The organism is Streptomyces sp. STR69, from assembly GCF_024519455.1.
Classification (GTDB): domain Bacteria; phylum Actinomycetota; class Actinomycetes; order Streptomycetales; family Streptomycetaceae; genus Streptomyces.
The window spans coordinates 21,630-36,338 of sequence record NZ_JALJRY010000036.1; the positions used below are offsets into that span (position 1 = coordinate 21,630).

Genomic DNA, 14,709 nt, shown 5'->3' on the forward strand with positions numbered 1-14,709 from the left:
CCGGGGGATCGGCCGCGGCGGCACCGAGGGGGAGCCGTCGCGGCCGATGTGCGTCCGGGGACCGGGGTTCTACGGGTTGGCATACCAGTCACCATGCCGCGCGTCACGGCCCCCGCAATTCCCCTTTGACCACCTTCCCACTGGCGTTCCGGGGCAGCTCCCCCACGAACTCCACCGCCCTCGGCACCTTGTAGTTCGCCATCTCGCGCCGGGCCCAGGCGATCAGGTCGTCGGACGTGAGGGTGGCCCCCGGCCGCCGGACGACGTACGCCTTCCCGACCTCCCCGAGCCGTGCGTCCGGTACGCCGATCACCGCCACGTCGGACACACCGGGATGCAGACCCAGCAGCTGCTCTATCTCCGCCGGGTACGCGTTGAAGCCGCCGACGATGAACATGTCCTTGATCCGGTCGGTGATCCGCAGGTTGCCCTCGTCGTCGAGGACGCCCACGTCACCGGTGCGCAGCCAGCCGTCGCCGTCCAGGACCTCCGCCGTCGCCACCGGGTCCTCGTAGTAGCCGCGCATCACGTTGAAGCCACGGACCAGCACCTCGCCCGGGGAGCCGGCGGGCGCCTCCACCCGGACTTCCGTGCCCGGGATCGCGCGACCCGACGTCGACGCGATGACCGACGGGTCGTCCCCGCGCCGGCACATGGTGACGATGCCGCTGGCCTCCGAGAGGCCGTACGCGGTCAGGACGGTCCCGACGCCCAGTTCGCCCCGCAGCCGCTCCACCAGCCGCAGCGGCACCACCGCCGCCCCGGTCACCACCAGCCGCAGCGCGGACAGGTCGTGCGCGTCGCGGGCCGGGTGGTCGAGGAGGGACTGGTGGAGAGTGGGCGGGCCGGGGAGAACCGACACCCGCTCCGCCGCGATGTTCGCCAGCACCGTGTCCACGTCGAACACCGGTTGCGGGATCATCGTCGCGCCCCGCATCAGACAGGCGATCACGCCCGCCTTGTAGCCGAAGGTGTGGAAGAGCGGGTTCACGATCAGATAGCGGTCGCCCTGCCTGAGTCCCGCGAGGTCGCTCCAGATCTCGTATCCCCGCAACGTCTGCGCGTGGGTGATCACCGCGCCCTTCGGGCGGCCCGTCGTGCCCGAGGTGAAGATGATGTCCGAGACCGTCGAGCCGTCCAACTCCCCTGCCCGCGCCCGCACTTCCGCCTCGCCCACGCCCTCGCCGCCCGCCAGGAAGTCCTTCCAGGTGCGGAAGTCGGCCGGCGCGTCATCGGAGAGGACGACGACCTGCTCCAGCGCCGGGAGCCCGGGCAACGGGCCCTCGCCCGTACCGCCCGTCCCCTCCCCCGCCGCCCGGCGCAGCGACGCCACGTACGACGTGCCCAGGAACGTCCCGGTCACGAACAGCAGCCGCGCCCCGCTGCCGCGCAGCACATACGCCGCCTCGGTCCCCTTGAAGCGCGTGTTCAGCGGCACCAGGACCGCGCCCGCCGACACCGCGCCCAGCGCCGAGACGATCCAGTCCAGCGAGTTCGGCGCCCAGATGCCGACCCGGTCGCCGACCTCGACACCGGCGGCGAGGCAGGCCGCCGCCGCGCGTTCCACCCGGTCGCCGAGTTCGGCGTACGAGATCCTCGTCCGGCCGTCCACGACCGCCTCGGCGTCCGCGTACCGTTCCGCGGCCGACCGGACCAGGCCCGGGATGCTGCCCCATTCCGTGTCTCCGCGCATGAACGGCCTCCCTGGACCCAGTAGCTGACTGTCCGTCAGATTAGCTGTAGCCTGACGCCCTGTCAGCTTTCCCGGTGTCACTCGGAGGTGCACGGAGAATGGCCGGACAGCGCATGGCCGGGCTGAAGGACGCGACCGCGATCGTCGGCATCGGACAGACCTTCTTCGCCAGGCAACTCCCCGAGGACGAACGGACCTTGGCCTGTCGCGCCGTCCTCGCCGCCCTCGACGACGCGGGCATCGCCCCGGGCGAGGTCGACGCCCTCGCCTCCTACACGATGGAGGAGACCGACGAGGTCGAGCTCGCGAAGGCGGTCGGCTTCGGGGACCTGACCTTCTTCAGCAAGGTCGGGTACGGGGGCGGTGGTTCCTGTGCGACGGTCGCCCACCTCGCGACCGCCATCGCCGCTGGACAGGCGACGGTGGGTGTGGCCTGGCGGTCCCGAAAACGCGGCAGCGGGGCGAGACCGTGGACCAACACCACCCGCCAACTCCCCACCCCCGCCCAGTGGACCCGCCCATTCGGGCTCCTCCGGCCGGCGGATGAAATAGCCATGCTCACCCGCCGCTACATGTACGAGTACGGCGCCACCCGGGACCACCTGTTCAACGTCGCCCTCGCCTGCCGGAACCGCGCCAACCAGAACCCGGCCGCGATCATGTACGACCGCCCGCTCACCCGCGAGATGTACATGACCTCCCGCTGGATCAGCGAACCCCTCTGCCTCTTCGACAACTGCCTCGAGACGGACGGGGCGTTGGCCTGTGTCGTCGTCTCGCGCGAGCGCGCCCGTGACTGCCGGCGCACCCCGGTCTTCGTCCACTCCGCCGCCCAGGGCCTCCCCGCCCAGCACCACGGCATGGTCAACTACTGGAACGACGACCCCCTCACGGGCCCCGCCTGGACCGCCGCCCGACACCTGTGGAAACACGCCGACTTCACCCCGCAGGACGTCGATGTCGCCCAGATCTACGACGCGTTCACCGCCCTCGTCCCGCTCTCCCTGGAGGGCTACGGCTTCTGCGGACGAGGGGAAGGCGGTGCCTTCACGGAAGGGGGCGCCCTCGAAATCGGCGGGCGACTCCCTCTCAACACCAGCGGCGGCGGGCTCTCCGAGGCGTACGTCCACGGCTTCAACCTGATCAACGAGGGCGTACGGCAGCTGCGCGGCACCAGCACCGCCCAGGTCCCGGACGCCGCCACCTGCCTGGTGACGGCGGGCGAGGGCGTCCCCACCTCAGCCCTGCTGCTCACGAAGTGAAAGGAAACGAGGAGTTGACCGCCATGCTCGCTCCGCTCACCGACTCCGACGGCGCCCCTTTCTGGCAGTACGCCCGCGCAGGCGAACTCCGCGTCCAGACCTGCGCCGACTGCGAGGAACCCCGCTTCCCGCCCCGCCCCTGCTGCCCCCACTGCCAGTCCTTCGCGAGCGAGTGGCGGCAGGTCAGCGGGCGGGGACGGGTGTGGTCGTACGTCTTCCCGCATCCGCCGCTGCTGCCCGACTACGCGGCCGTCGCGCCGTACAACGTGATCGTCGTCGAACTGGTCGACGTCCCCCGGATCCGGCTGGTCGGGAATCTGGTCAGCCGGCCGGGCGCCGCGCTCAACTCCCTTGCCCCTGCACGTGTTCGGATCGGGGCGCGGGTGCAGGTCGTGTTCGACGCGGACGGCCTTCCGCAGTGGGTTCTGGAGCGGCCATGACACTCCGGACCGCCGCCGACAAGGACACCGGCGTCGCCGTCGTCACCCTCGACCGGCCGCACAGGCTCAACGCCGTCGACCTCACCACGGCCGCCGAACTGGCCGCCGTATGGCGGGAGTTGCGGTTCGACGACACCGTACGGGCCGTCGTCCTCACCGGGGCCGGGGAGCGGGCGTTCTGCACCGGCCTCGACCGGGACGCGGTCGTGCCGCAGCCCAACTCGCCCTACATGCAGGACGATCCGCTGCTCCACATCGGGCCCAAGGCCAACGACCTGTGGAAACCGGTGATCTCCGCCGTCTCCGGGATGGCCTGCGGCGGGGCCTTCTACCTGCTCGGCGAGAGCGAGTTCGTCGTCGCCGACCCGAGCGCCGTGTTCTTCGACCCGCACACCACCTACGGCATGGTCAGCGCCTACGAGTCGGTGCTGATGGCGCACCGGATGCCGTACGGCGAGGTGGCGCGGATGATGCTCATGGGGACGGCCGAGCGGATCTCGGCCCAGCGCGCCCACGACATCGGGCTCGTGTCCGAACTCGCCCCTCCCGGCGGGGCGTTGGAGGCCGCCGTGGCCTGCGCGACCGTCATCGCCGGGTATCCGACCGAAGGCGTTCAGGGCACCGTGCGGGCATTGTGGGCGGCGAAGGAGGCGGCGCGGGCGCAGGCCTATGCGCAGGCGCCGCCGCTGATCGCCCTCGGCAATCTCCCGACCGAACGACAGGCGGAGTTGTTCGCCGCCCGCGGGAACGGGTTCCGGGTGAGGTGAGGGCGGGATTCACTCCCAGAGAGCCGTGGGATCCACCTCGCAGTGGTCGAGCACCTCGCCGGTCTCCCCACCACCGAACTTGACCTTGACGCGCACTGTGCCGTTCGCGGGCACGGTCTTCTTCGGGTGGACGTCCTCGATCCTCAGATCCTGCTTGTCCATGAAGGACACCGAGATGTCGAAGGTGAGCTTGCGGTTGTTGGGGTTGGTGACCTCGACGACGGCGTACGGCTTCGCGTCGGTCGCGCAGCTCACCAGCGTCACCCTGCCGAGTGCCGAGTTCCCGTCCCCGGAGGCCGTAGCGGTGGGTGTGGACCGGTAGTTGGACCGGCGTGGAGTGGACGTGTCGTGGTCCTGGCTCGAGCTGCTGCACCCGCCGCCACCGCTGCCGCTCCGGTGGCGGCTGCTGCTGTGGTGCCGTCCGGTGGAGAAGCCGGTGAGGGTGAGAACGGTCAATGCCAGTACTGCCGTGAGTTTGAGCCTGCGCCCCCGCGTATGCATCCGATCATGGTACCTACCTGGACCAACCGGCTCCGCTCACGCGGTCCTTGCGGTGCCCGTCCCCTTCTCCGCGTCGAGGGCGTACACGCAGCGGTCCTTGCTGCACGCGTACACGACGCCGTCTCTCACCACCGGCGCTCCGGTGATCTCGCCGCCGGTCGCGAGCTTCCAGCGGAGCCGGCCGTCGTCGGCCTTCAGGGTGTAGAGGAGGTGGTCGGTGGAGCCGAAGTGGATCCGGCCCTCGGCGACCGCGGGGGCGCCGACGATGTCGCCGCCCGCCTGGAAGCGCCACTTGGGGGTGCCGGTGACCGCGTCGAGTGTGTAGAGGCCCTTGCCGCTGCCGACGTGGACGTGTCCGGCGGCGACCAGGACCGGTTCGATGGAGGCGCGCGGTTCGGTCGCGATGCGCCAGCGGTCGCGGCCGTCGGCGGCGTCGAGGGCGTAGACCGTGCCGAGGTAGTCGGCGAGGTAGATGCCGCCGCCGGTCACCGCCGGGCCGGGGGCGAAGGTCGGGGCGCAGAGGAAGACCGCGGGGGCCTCGAAGTGCCAGCGGACCCGGCCGCTCGCCACCTCGACGGACAGGACGCGGGTGCCGGCGGCGACGTAGACGTGACCGTCCGGGGCGGCGGTGACCCGTACGGGTACCCCACCGCAGGAGGCCGCGTCGCCGATCGGGTACGACCAGCGCTCGTCGCCCGTCCGGGCGTCGAGGGCGCGCAGCCGGGCGTCCTGCCACACGTACACGGTGCCCTCGTGCAGCGCCGGTCCCGCCTCCGGGGACTCGAAGTCGGTCTGCGCGCCGGTCAGCTGCCACAGCTGCTGCCCGGTGGACGCCTCCCAGGCCTGCACTCCGCCGCCGCGGGTGCCGGTGACGACGGTGCCGCGCTCGGCCTTGAGGGCGTACACCCAGGCCTCGGTGGACAGCCGCCACAGGTCACCGCCCTCGCGGGCGTCCAGGGCGAAGAGGGTGGGGCCGTCCGAGGCGTGGATACGGCCGTCCGCGACCGCCATCGACCAGGCGACGTCCCTGGTCTTGAAGGAGCGGCGGCCGGTCTGCACGTCGAGGGCGTGCACCTCGAAGGAGGTGACGTAGACGAGGTCGCCGGCGACGGTCGGGGTGCCCCAGACGTCGTTCGACATCCGGAACCGCCAGGGGCGCCAGCCGGACGCGGTCTCCGGGGGCAGCGGCGGCGGTACGGGTACGGCGGGTCCTACGGCGGCGTCGGTGCCGTTGACGCCGGGCCGGGGCCGGGACCAGGAGGCGACGAGGCCGGCCTCCGGAGGGGGTGCCTTCACCGCGGCGGCGCGGGCGTCGGCGACCCGGGGGCCGGGACCGATCGGCACGGGGGCGCCGGCCAGCCGTACGGGCCCGGTGTCGGGGGCGCCGACCGGGACGGGCACCACGGGGTCGTGGGAGGGCGGCGGCGGTACGGCGGCGCGTCCGCCACCGCTGCGGCCCGCGGTGGGCGTCGGTTTCACGGGCGGGCGGCCACCGCGCCGGGTCTCGATCAGGGTCACCGCGCGCTCGGGCAGCCAGGCCGAGGCCGTACCGCTGTCGTCGGAACCGGAGCCGAAGAGGTGGGGGGCGAGCTGGGCCTGGAGGTCGGCCGGATTCGGGCGGCCGGTGGCCTCCATCTGCATGCAGGACTCGATGAGGGGACGCAGTTCGTCCGGGAGACCGACGAGGTCGGGGCCCTCGCGCAGCAGCATGAAGACGGTCTCGACCGGGTTGGCGCCGTGGAACGGGGGGTGTCCGGTGGCGGCGAACACGAGCATCGAGCCGAGCGAGAACACGTCGCTCGCGCCGGTGACGCTGCGGGAGTCCTTGGCCTGCTCGGGGGACATGTAGGCGGGGGTGCCCACCGCCACGTTCGTCATCGTCAAACGGGTGTTCGACACACCGGAGGCGATACCGAAGTCGATGACGCGCGGCCCGTCCTCGACCACGAGCACGTTGGACGGTTTGAGGTCACGGTGGACAAGACCCGCCCCGTGAATGGACTGCAGCGCCTCCGCGACCCCCGCCGCGAGCCAGCGCACCGCCTGGGCCGGCATCGGCCCGCACTCGTTCACTATCTCTTCGAGGGAGGGCGCGGGCACATACGCGGTGGCCAGCCACGGCACGGCCGCCCGCGGATCGGCGTCGACCACGGCAGCCGTGTAGAAACCGGAGACGGCCCGCGCGGCTTCCACCTCACGCGTGAAACGGACCCGGAAGAGCTGGTCCTCGGCGAGTTCCGTCCGCACGGTCTTGATCGCCACCCGCCGGCCGGACGCCGAGCGCGCGAGATAGACCAGCCCCATGCCGCCCGCGCCCAGCCGTCCGAGCACCTCGAACGGCCCGATCCGCCGCGGATCGTGCTGCGTCAGCTGATCCACCACTTGCCTGCCACCTCCCCGTACGGGCCACGCCACCCACATATGTACGCGACCCCGTGCAGCGTCTCACCACCGCACCACCATGGCGGCGCGCACCCTGATTCTTCCTGGCCCGGCCACAGGTTGCGAACCCGGCGACTAATCGGGGTGTCTCGGCATATCTCCGGACAAACGTCCAGGTGTCAACGTTGCTGCAGCGCGAACGACGCCCCTTGATTGTCGGTGACGACGGCCACATTTCCGTACGACGTCTCGAAGGGCGGGACCTGAACCCGCCCGCCGAGCCGCTGCACGACCCCCAGAACAGCGGCAATGTCCTCGACCCGGAAGTGAACGAGGAAATGCGGCGGCATCTCCACCGGGAACACGTCGGACACGGGCGCCCGCCCGAAGTCGGGAGCGGCCTCCGGCCCGAAGAGGGCGTCTGTGAAAAGTCCGCCGTAGAAAGAGTTCGCGCTCTCCGTGTCGCGGGCGTACAGCTCGGCCCAGCCGAAGGTGCCCGCCTTGTGCCGGACGCCGAAGCCGGGATGGCGGGCCGCCTGCCACAGTCCGAACACGGCACCCTCCGGATCGGCCGCGAGGGCGGCCGTGCCCAGCTCCCCCACGGGCAACGGAGCCATCACGACCTGCCCGCCGGCGTCCCGGATCCGCCCGATCAGCCGCACCACGTCCGGCGCCGCGAAGTACACCGTCCACACGGTCGGCATCCGCCCGTCCGCCTTGTGGGCGAGCGCCGCGACCGGCTCACCGTCCTTGCGGGCCCACACGGAGCCGCCGTACGCCTCCTCGAAGGTCCACCCGAAGAGCTCACCGTAGAACCGCCTGCCCGCAGCCAGGTCCGGCAGCTGCGCGTCCACCCAGCAGGGGACGCCCTCTCCGTAGGTCTCTTCCTTCGCGGATGCCCTGTTTTCGGCCATACCGTCAAAGTAACGGCGACACACGCACCCCGCAGACCAGGCACACCACCCTCTGGACCCTCGTGCACCCCATTTGCAGTCGGCCGAATCGCGCTCCGATCACCCCTCGGTAAGCTGACGGCATGACAGGACAAGTGCGTACCGTCGACGGCCGCGTGGCCGGCCGGCGTGGGCAGGCGACCCGGCAGAAGCTGCTCGACTGCCTAAGCGAGATGCTCAGCTCCTCCCCCTACCGGGACGTCAAAGTCATCGATGTCGCCCGGAAGGCGGGGACTTCACCCGCGACCTTCTACCAGTACTTCCCGGACGTCGAAGGTGCCGTCCTGGAAATCGCCGAGCAAATGGCCACGGAGGGCGGTCAGTTGACCGAACTGCTCGCCGGCCGGTCATGGGTCGGCAAGGCAGGCTGGCAGACCTCTCAGGAACTGGTGGACGGATTCCTGGAGTTCTGGCGCCGGAACGACGCGATCCTGCGGGTCGTCGACCTCGGAGCGGCCGAGGGCGACAAACGCTTCTACAAGATCCGCATGAAGATCCTCAACTCCGTGAACAACTCCCTCTCGGACGCGGTCGCCGAACTGCAGTCCAAGGGCAGGGTCGACAAGGACGTGAACCCGGCGGCGGTCGCCGGTTCACTGGTCGCGATGCTCGCGGCGGTCGCCTCGCACCAGAAGGGTTTCCAGACGTGGGGCGTCAAGCAGGCTGAACTCAAGCCGAACCTGGCGCTGTTGGTCCACCTGGGCGTGACCGGCAAGAAGCCGACGAAGTAGCGGTTCCTGCTTCCCAGGTTCTGACTTCCCAGGTCCCAAGTCCTGTCTCGCGGGCGGCGGTTCACCCAGGTGGACCGCCGCCTGCCCTGCGTGTGATCCGGAACAGCCGGATCTCCCGCTCCACCCGCGCCTGATAAGTGGCGTACGGCGGCCAGAAGACCAGCGCCGCCTTCCACACCTCGGCCCGCTCCTCCCCCTCCAACAACCGCGCGGTGACCGGGATTTCCACACCCTTCCAACTGATCTCGGCCTCAGGGTGAACGATGAGGTTGCGAGTCCAGGCCGGATGGCCCGTACGCCCGAAGTTGGACCCGATCAGAATCCACCCGTCCTCAACCGGCATACAGGCCAGCGGAGTACTCCGCCGCTGCCCACTCCGCGCACCCCTCGCCGTCAGGATCACCCCCGGCAGCATCTGTGCACTGAGCAGCACCTTCCCGCGCGTCAGCCGGTGTACGGCCCGGTCGAGCGCGGGGATGACATGCGGGGCGACGCGAGCGAACACGGGCGTCGAGGACACCTTCTGCACCAGCCGCACACCGATCACACCGTCACCTCACGACTCTCGAAGAGACGCGCACCCTCGGCGGCGTACGCCCGCAGCCGGTGCACCGGCCCGAAGAGCAGCTCGTCACCGGCGGCACGCTTGAAATAGAGATGGGCCTCGTGCTCCCAGGTGAACCCGATCCCCCCGTGCAACTGGATCCCCTCACCGGCAGCCGCCCGCAACGCCTCCAGCGCCTGCGCGAGCGCGAGCCCGCCCACCCGCTCCCCGTGGGAGGTCCCCCAAGCCGCGTAGTAGGCAGCCGACTTGGCCGCCTGCACCTGCACATACACATCGGCCAACCGGTGCTTCACCGCCTGGAACGACCCGATCGCCCGCCCGAACTGCTCCCGCTGCTTGACGTGTTGAACGGTCCGCTCCAACGCACGGTCGGCGGCCCCGACGGCCTCGGCGGCCAGCACGGTGGCGGCGGTGTCACCGAGCGCGGAAAGCTCTCGTAGCAGCCGCGGGCTGTCATCGGCGCCCAGCAACTCCCCTTCCACATCCCGCAGTTCCAGCCGAGCCTGCGGCCGGGTCGCATCGAGGGAGGTCTGCCGGGTCCGTACGAGCCCGGCCGCGTCCCCCGCCACCAGAAACAACAAGGTCCGCGACCGCGCGAAGCCTCCAACATGGGCGGCAACGAGAAGCAGTTGGGCACTGTGCCCGTCGAGAACCTGAGCGACCTGCCCGTACAACCGCCAGCCGCTCTCCCCCTCCCTTCTGGCCTGCACCCCGCCCGCACGCCCGCCGCCGGCCCACTCGCCGTCGTTGGGGCCGGTGAGGCCGAGGGCGGTGGTGAGGGCGGGTCCGGGTATCGCGAGGGCGGCGGTCAGGGAACCGGCGGCGATGCGGGGCAGCAGCGTCGCGCGCTGGGTCCCGCTCCCGAGGGCGAGGACGAGTGGAGCGGCGAGCACGGCCGTGGCGAGCAGCGGGGACGGAGCGAGCGAACGCCCCGTCTCCTCACAGGCCAGGGCGAGTTCGGTGGTCGTACAGCCGACACCGTCGTACGACTCCGGGAGCGCGAGCCCCGGCAGCCCGAGCCGGTCGGCGAGGGCGGCCCACAGGACGGGATCGTGCCCGGCCGGGCTGTCGACGGCGGCCCGGAGGCGGTCCAACCCACAGCGTTTGGTGAGGAGTTCGCGGAGGGTACGGCGGATCTCGTCCTGCTCGGCGGTGAAGCTGGCGTCCATGGCACTTCCCTCCAGATCTGACGGTCCGTCATATTAGGAGTCCGGGCACGATATGCACAGAGGGAGGAGGCCCCTCATGACACCGGGGAGCCGCAAGGTCGCCGTGGTGGGCGTGGCACTGTCCGACTGCGGACGGGTCGACGACACGACCCCCTACGCCCTGCACGCCCAGGCGGCCCGCCGCGCACTGGCCGACGCGGGCCTGGAACGGGCCGTGGTGGACGGCTTCGCATCGGCGGGCCTGGGCACCCTGCCGCCGGTGGAGGTGGCCGAATACCTGGGCCTGCGCCCCACCTGGGTCGACTCGACAGCGGTCGGCGGCTCCACCTGGGAGGTCATGGCGGCGCACGCGGCGGACGCGATAGCGGCGGGGCACGCGAACGCCGTGTTGTTGGTCTACGGCTCGACGGCCCGCGCCGACATCAAGGCGGGCCGCAGAACCGGCAACCTCTCCTTCGGCGCACGGGGCCCACTCCAGTTCGAGGTCCCCTACGGCCACACACTCATCGCCAAGTACGCGATGGCCGCGCGCCGCCACATGCTCGAATTCGGCACGACCATCGAGCAGTTGGCGGAAGTGGCAGTACAAGCCCGGGCCAATGCGGCCCTGAACCCCGAGGCGATGTTCCGCGACCCGATCACCGTGGACGACGTCCTCTCCGGCCCGATGATCGCGGACCCCTTCACCAAACTGCACTGCTGCATACGGTCCGACGGCGGAGCGGCGATCCTGCTGGCGGCGGAAGAGTACGTACGAGATTGCCGTACGGCACCGGTCTGGATACTCGGCACCGGAGAACACGTCTCGCACGCCACGATGTCCGAATGGCCCGACTTCACGGTGTCCCCGGCGGCGGTGAGCGGCCGACTGGCCTTCGAACGAGCCGGGGTACGCCCCGAGGAGATCGACTTCGCGGAGATCTACGACGCGTTCACCTACATGACGCTGGTGACGCTGGAGGATCTGGGCTTCTGTGCGAAGGGTGAGGGGGGCGCCTTCGTGGAGAAGGGTCGATTGCGAGTGTCCGGCGGCGAACTCCCCGTGAACACGGACGGCGGCGGCCTCTCGGCCCAACACCCGGGTATGCGGGGGCTGTTCTTGCTGGTGGAGGCGGTACGGCAGCTGCGGGGGGAGGCCGGGGCTCGTCAAGTCACCTGCGGGAAAGGCGAGTTGCCGCGCCTGGGGGTCGCCTCGGGTACAGGTGGGTGGTTCTGCTCGTCGGGGACGGTGGTGCTGGGGCGGGGGTGACACGTCCGCCGTCAGGCCGTCGCGGTGGCGGCCTGGTGTGCGCCGCGGGGCGGGGGCGTCGGGCGTGATTGTGCGCTGAAGTCTCGGCTGTTTCCTGATTCGTGTCACTCAGCGTGGCCGGTTCCGCATACCGTCGGCGGTGATCACGTCGTTGCGTACGGTGACTGTCCGGTGTTTGTCCGGCGCTGTCCGGGCTTGCCGGGGCGCGGTGCGCGGGTAGTGGCGGCGGGACGGTACGGCGGTACGGCGGAGGGGTGCGCGCGATGACGGGCGACGGTGAGGCGGGGCGGCTCAAGGGCGAAGCGGACGAGCCGGGTTGGGAGGTGGACCCGGACGACGAGTGGGGACTGGCCGTACTCGCCACGGTGGGGCGGCAGTTGAAGCTGCGGCGGGAGGCTGCGGGGCTGCGGGCCGGGGAGTTCGGGGAGGCGATCGGGTACGGCGAGGATCTGGTCTACAAGGTGGAGGGCGGGAAGCGGATTCCCCGGCCCGAGTATCTGGACGACGCCGACCGGGTGTTGGGGGCGGACGGGCTCATCTCCGCGATGAAGGAGGACGTGGAGAAGGTCCGGTACCCGAAGAAGGTGCGGGCCCTGCGAGAGCTGGAGGCGAAGGCCGTCGAGTTCCAGCTCTACGACCCTCTGAACGTCCACGGGTTGTTGCAGACGCCGGAGTACGCGCGCGGGCTGCTGCTGATGCGGCGTCCTCGTACACGTCGGACGAGGTGGAGCGGTTCATCGCCGCGCGTGTGGCTCGCAGTGCGGTCTTCGAGCGGGACCCGGCGCCCGAGATCAGTTTCGTGCTGGAGGAGTGGTCGTTGCGGCGTCCGCTCGGCGGGCGTGCGGCGCTGCGGGGCCAGTTCCAACACCTGCTGGAGGTGGCGGAGTTGCGGAACGTCGAGCTTCAGGTGATGCCGATGGACCGTGAGGAGCATGCGGGGCTGGCGGGCGGAATCGAGGTGCTGAAGTTCGAGGACGGTTCAGCCGTTGGACGTTCGCCGGTGGTGGCACACGGCCGGCCGGTCCACGAGCCGAAGCATCTCCGTATCCTTGAGCTGCGGTATGGCATCATCCGGGCTCAGGCACTCACTCCCCGTGAGTCGCTGGCCTTCGTCGAGCACCTGCTGGGGGAAACATGATCCACGACACCGCTTCCGAGTTGGAGTGGTTCAAGAGCAGCTACAGCAGCAGTAGCGAGGGCGACTCCTGCGTAGAGGTCGCCACCACCCCCGGCACGATCCACGTCCGTGACTCCAAGTACCGCGACGCCGGCCCCCGTTTCGCGCTGACGTCGGAGGCCTGGTCGGAGTTCGTGACGTACGCGTCGGGGAACTGATCGCACGAGGCGTCAACCGACCGCGCCCCGCGCCTGGTTGACGCCTGACGCGGGGCGCACACCTGTCTCACTCCTCCACTCGCGGCAGAGGAGTAGTGCGGGTGTGGGTCAGGTGAGCTTGTCGGCCTGCGCGGTCACCAGGTCGGCAGGGAAGGTGAAGTCCTTGCCGGAGACCATGGAGCCCGCGTTGCTCACGACGAAGTGAGCCAGAGTGGCACCCTCACGGAAGACGACGACCTTCCACGGCGCGGAGACACCGTCGACGGGCGTCACGGCGCTGAACGCGACCGCTTCCTCGCCGACCGCCGGCGCCTTGTCCTGCCCCACCTTGCTCGCCTTCAGCAGCTCACCGGCCGCGGTCCACTGGAACCCGCCCGCACACGCGGTGACCGCGTCGCCGACCGACTTCAGCGCGGCAGCGGCATCGTCCGAGTCGGCGTAGGAGGCGAGGGTGACCATGCCGACATTGATATCGACGGCCTCCTCCTCGGCACTGAGCGCATCGGCGCCATTCCCCGTAACCCGCCGGGACACCTTCGCCTCCGGCTCCCCCACAGCAGCCCCTGCCACCGCCCGCCCCAACGGCTCACACTCGGCCCCGGTCACCTTCACCGCACCCGCTGCAGCGACCTCAGCCTTCGTGGCCGCCTTCACCTCGTACCCCGCCACATCCGCCTTCACCAGCGACGCCTTGCCCAACTCCTCGGCGGTCAACGGCTTTACGGCAGCGGCAGCGGACGTCTCCGCACCGGCCGACGCCGACGAGTCCGCGCCGCCGACCGCCTCGCCGCTGTCGGAGCCCCCACAGCCGGTGAGCACGGTGAGAGATATCAGGGTGGAGGCAACGAAGACGGAGGTACGGAAACGAGGGTGACGCACGCAGGATCTGTTCACGATATCGCGTTAACTTTCTCTTTGAATTAATTACAGGCGTCCGACCGGACGCTCTCAGAAGCTCCCCGAAGCCCTGAATTCATGAACCGGCAACGGGAAGGAGCTGGAAAGAATTTCCGATCGAACCTCTCCGGTCAGCAGTTGGACAAGGAGTTCGACACACCCGACATCGAAGGACTCCCACCAGTCACCCCTGGCTTCGTTGACCATGACGGTCCACTCGTCTGGGCGACTCCCTGGCTCAACAAACCAGTAGAGATATTCACCGTTGTCCATCGAAGCCCAGGGGATTACTCGGGCACCAGGCGATTCCAATTGCACTGGCTTCGGCTCGCCGCCCTCCCACAACATCTCGAATGCCTCGTCACGCTCCGCAACGGACCGGGGCAGTTCGTAATGACGATTCGAACAGCGAGGCTCAAGCACCCACAGATACCCGTCGACCCGGCCACCCCCGAAGGTGTCCATCAAATCTCGGTAATCACTGGGCAGTCCGACCCCGAGTTCGCCGGTCACACCTCCCCAGTCCGTCCGCCGGGTAACACCTTCAGGAGGCGTGACCAGCCGGCTCAACCGCTCGACATGTACGTTCATGGTTTCGACCTGTTGAAAACCGTCTGGAATATGCCAGGTCCGCCCATCCCACCGCGAACAGGAGCGATTATCACGCATGCCGGATCTGTTTGCCATAACCTTTTCGATTCCTCTGTGAAATGCCACAGAAGACCGACCGAAACATTTCGACCGATCCCCACGCGAGCGAGGACC

The 14,709-nt window shown here is 69.9% G+C and carries 14 protein-coding genes and 1 pseudogene; 7 read left to right on the top strand and 8 right to left on the bottom strand.

The features are described from left to right. Positions 1-103 precede the first annotated feature (103 nt). Positions 104-1,693 carry a FadD3 family acyl-CoA ligase gene (locus OC490_RS42345; protein ID WP_262063381.1) on the bottom strand — a complete coding sequence of 530 codons (1,590 nt, stop codon included), beginning with the start codon at positions 1,691-1,693 and terminating at the stop codon, positions 104-106. 113 nt (positions 1,694-1,806) lie between these two features. Here OC490_RS42345 and OC490_RS42350 point away from each other — a divergent pair, with 113 nt between their 5' ends. Genes OC490_RS42350 through OC490_RS42360 form a run of 3 tightly spaced genes read left to right on the top strand, consistent with a single transcriptional unit; the run spans position 1,807 to position 4,162 of the window. Continuing rightward, complete coding sequence (locus OC490_RS42350; RefSeq protein WP_262063440.1) at positions 1,807-2,955, top strand: lipid-transfer protein; 1,149 nt, start codon at positions 1,807-1,809, stop codon at positions 2,953-2,955. Between the two features lie 23 nt (positions 2,956-2,978). Then, positions 2,979-3,395: a Zn-ribbon domain-containing OB-fold protein gene (locus tag OC490_RS42355; protein WP_262063382.1), complete on the top strand. Its 417-nt coding sequence runs from the start codon at positions 2,979-2,981 to the stop codon at positions 3,393-3,395. Continuing rightward, on the top strand, positions 3,392-4,162 hold the full coding sequence (locus tag OC490_RS42360) for an enoyl-CoA hydratase/isomerase family protein (protein ID WP_262063383.1): 771 nt from the start codon (positions 3,392-3,394) through the stop codon (positions 4,160-4,162). The genes OC490_RS42355 and OC490_RS42360 overlap by 4 nt, the downstream gene beginning before the upstream one ends. A 9-nt stretch (positions 4,163-4,171) precedes the next feature. On the opposite strand, the gene OC490_RS42365 is transcribed toward OC490_RS42360, so the two are convergent. The 3 genes from OC490_RS42365 to OC490_RS42375 all read right to left on the bottom strand — a co-directional run bounded on the left by OC490_RS42365 (position 4,172) and on the right by OC490_RS42375 (position 7,959). Beyond that, complete coding sequence (locus tag OC490_RS42365; protein ID WP_262063384.1) at positions 4,172-4,663, bottom strand: hypothetical protein; 492 nt, start codon at positions 4,661-4,663, stop codon at positions 4,172-4,174. 36 nt (positions 4,664-4,699) lie between these two features. Continuing rightward, on the bottom strand, positions 4,700-7,045 hold the full coding sequence (locus OC490_RS42370; RefSeq protein WP_262063385.1) for a PQQ-binding-like beta-propeller repeat protein: 2,346 nt from the start codon (positions 7,043-7,045) through the stop codon (positions 4,700-4,702). Between the two features lie 179 nt (positions 7,046-7,224). Then, positions 7,225-7,959: a VOC family protein gene (locus OC490_RS42375; protein WP_262063386.1), complete on the bottom strand. Its 735-nt coding sequence runs from the start codon at positions 7,957-7,959 to the stop codon at positions 7,225-7,227. A 134-nt stretch (positions 7,960-8,093) separates the two neighbouring features. Between OC490_RS42375 and OC490_RS42380 the strand changes: the two genes are divergently transcribed. Further along, positions 8,094-8,729: a TetR family transcriptional regulator gene (locus tag OC490_RS42380; protein WP_019075507.1), complete on the top strand. Its 636-nt coding sequence runs from the start codon at positions 8,094-8,096 to the stop codon at positions 8,727-8,729. A 61-nt stretch (positions 8,730-8,790) separates the two neighbouring features. Here OC490_RS42380 and OC490_RS42385 read toward each other — a convergent pair whose 3' ends face one another. Then, on the bottom strand, positions 8,791-9,276 hold the full coding sequence (locus tag OC490_RS42385) for a nitroreductase family deazaflavin-dependent oxidoreductase (protein ID WP_262063387.1): 486 nt from the start codon (positions 9,274-9,276) through the stop codon (positions 8,791-8,793). After that, positions 9,273-10,463: an acyl-CoA dehydrogenase family protein gene (locus tag OC490_RS42390; RefSeq protein ID WP_262063388.1), complete on the bottom strand. Its 1,191-nt coding sequence runs from the start codon at positions 10,461-10,463 to the stop codon at positions 9,273-9,275. Before OC490_RS42390 ends, OC490_RS42385 begins: the two co-directional genes overlap by 4 nt. A gap of 76 nt (positions 10,464-10,539) precedes the next feature. Here OC490_RS42390 and OC490_RS42395 point away from each other — a divergent pair, with 76 nt between their 5' ends. The 3 genes and pseudogenes from OC490_RS42395 to OC490_RS42405 all read left to right on the top strand — a co-directional run bounded on the left by OC490_RS42395 (position 10,540) and on the right by OC490_RS42405 (position 13,047). Next, complete coding sequence (locus OC490_RS42395) at positions 10,540-11,712, top strand: thiolase C-terminal domain-containing protein (RefSeq protein ID WP_262063389.1); 1,173 nt, start codon at positions 10,540-10,542, stop codon at positions 11,710-11,712. 263 nt (positions 11,713-11,975) lie between these two features. Then, positions 11,976-12,850, top strand: a pseudogene (locus OC490_RS42400) (helix-turn-helix domain-containing protein). Next, the gene (locus tag OC490_RS42405; protein ID WP_262063390.1) at positions 12,847-13,047 is read left to right on the top strand and encodes a DUF397 domain-containing protein; all 201 of its coding nucleotides are present in this window, start codon (positions 12,847-12,849) and stop codon (positions 13,045-13,047) included. Before OC490_RS42400 ends, OC490_RS42405 begins: the two are co-directional and overlap by 4 nt. A 108-nt stretch (positions 13,048-13,155) precedes the next feature. On the opposite strand, the gene OC490_RS42410 is transcribed toward OC490_RS42405, so the two are convergent. Then, positions 13,156-13,866, bottom strand: coding sequence for a hypothetical protein (locus OC490_RS42410; protein ID WP_262063391.1), 711 nt, complete (start codon positions 13,864-13,866; stop codon positions 13,156-13,158). 129 nt (positions 13,867-13,995) lie between these two features. Then, complete coding sequence (locus OC490_RS42415; protein WP_262063392.1) at positions 13,996-14,631, bottom strand: SMI1/KNR4 family protein; 636 nt, start codon at positions 14,629-14,631, stop codon at positions 13,996-13,998. Positions 14,632-14,709 lie beyond the last annotated feature (78 nt).

Bases quoted from the DNA above. Each gene is read 5' to 3' on its own strand.
- OC490_RS42345 (WP_262063381.1), bottom strand. From the start codon at position 1,693: ATGCGCGGAGACACGGAATGGGGCAGCATCCCGGGCCTGGTCCGGTCG.
- OC490_RS42350 (WP_262063440.1), top strand. From the start codon at position 1,807: ATGGCCGGGCTGAAGGACGCGACCGCGATCGTCGGCATCGGACAGACC.
- OC490_RS42355 (WP_262063382.1), top strand. From the start codon at position 2,979: ATGCTCGCTCCGCTCACCGACTCCGACGGCGCCCCTTTCTGGCAGTAC.
- OC490_RS42360 (WP_262063383.1), top strand. From the start codon at position 3,392: ATGACACTCCGGACCGCCGCCGACAAGGACACCGGCGTCGCCGTCGTC.
- OC490_RS42365 (WP_262063384.1), bottom strand. From the start codon at position 4,663: ATGCATACGCGGGGGCGCAGGCTCAAACTCACGGCAGTACTGGCATTG.
- OC490_RS42375 (WP_262063386.1), bottom strand. From the start codon at position 7,959: ATGGCCGAAAACAGGGCATCCGCGAAGGAAGAGACCTACGGAGAGGGC.
- OC490_RS42390 (WP_262063388.1), bottom strand. From the start codon at position 10,463: ATGGACGCCAGCTTCACCGCCGAGCAGGACGAGATCCGCCGTACCCTC.
- OC490_RS42395 (WP_262063389.1), top strand. From the start codon at position 10,540: ATGACACCGGGGAGCCGCAAGGTCGCCGTGGTGGGCGTGGCACTGTCC.
- OC490_RS42405 (WP_262063390.1), top strand. From the start codon at position 12,847: ATGATCCACGACACCGCTTCCGAGTTGGAGTGGTTCAAGAGCAGCTAC.
- OC490_RS42415 (WP_262063392.1), bottom strand. From the start codon at position 14,631: ATGGCAAACAGATCCGGCATGCGTGATAATCGCTCCTGTTCGCGGTGG.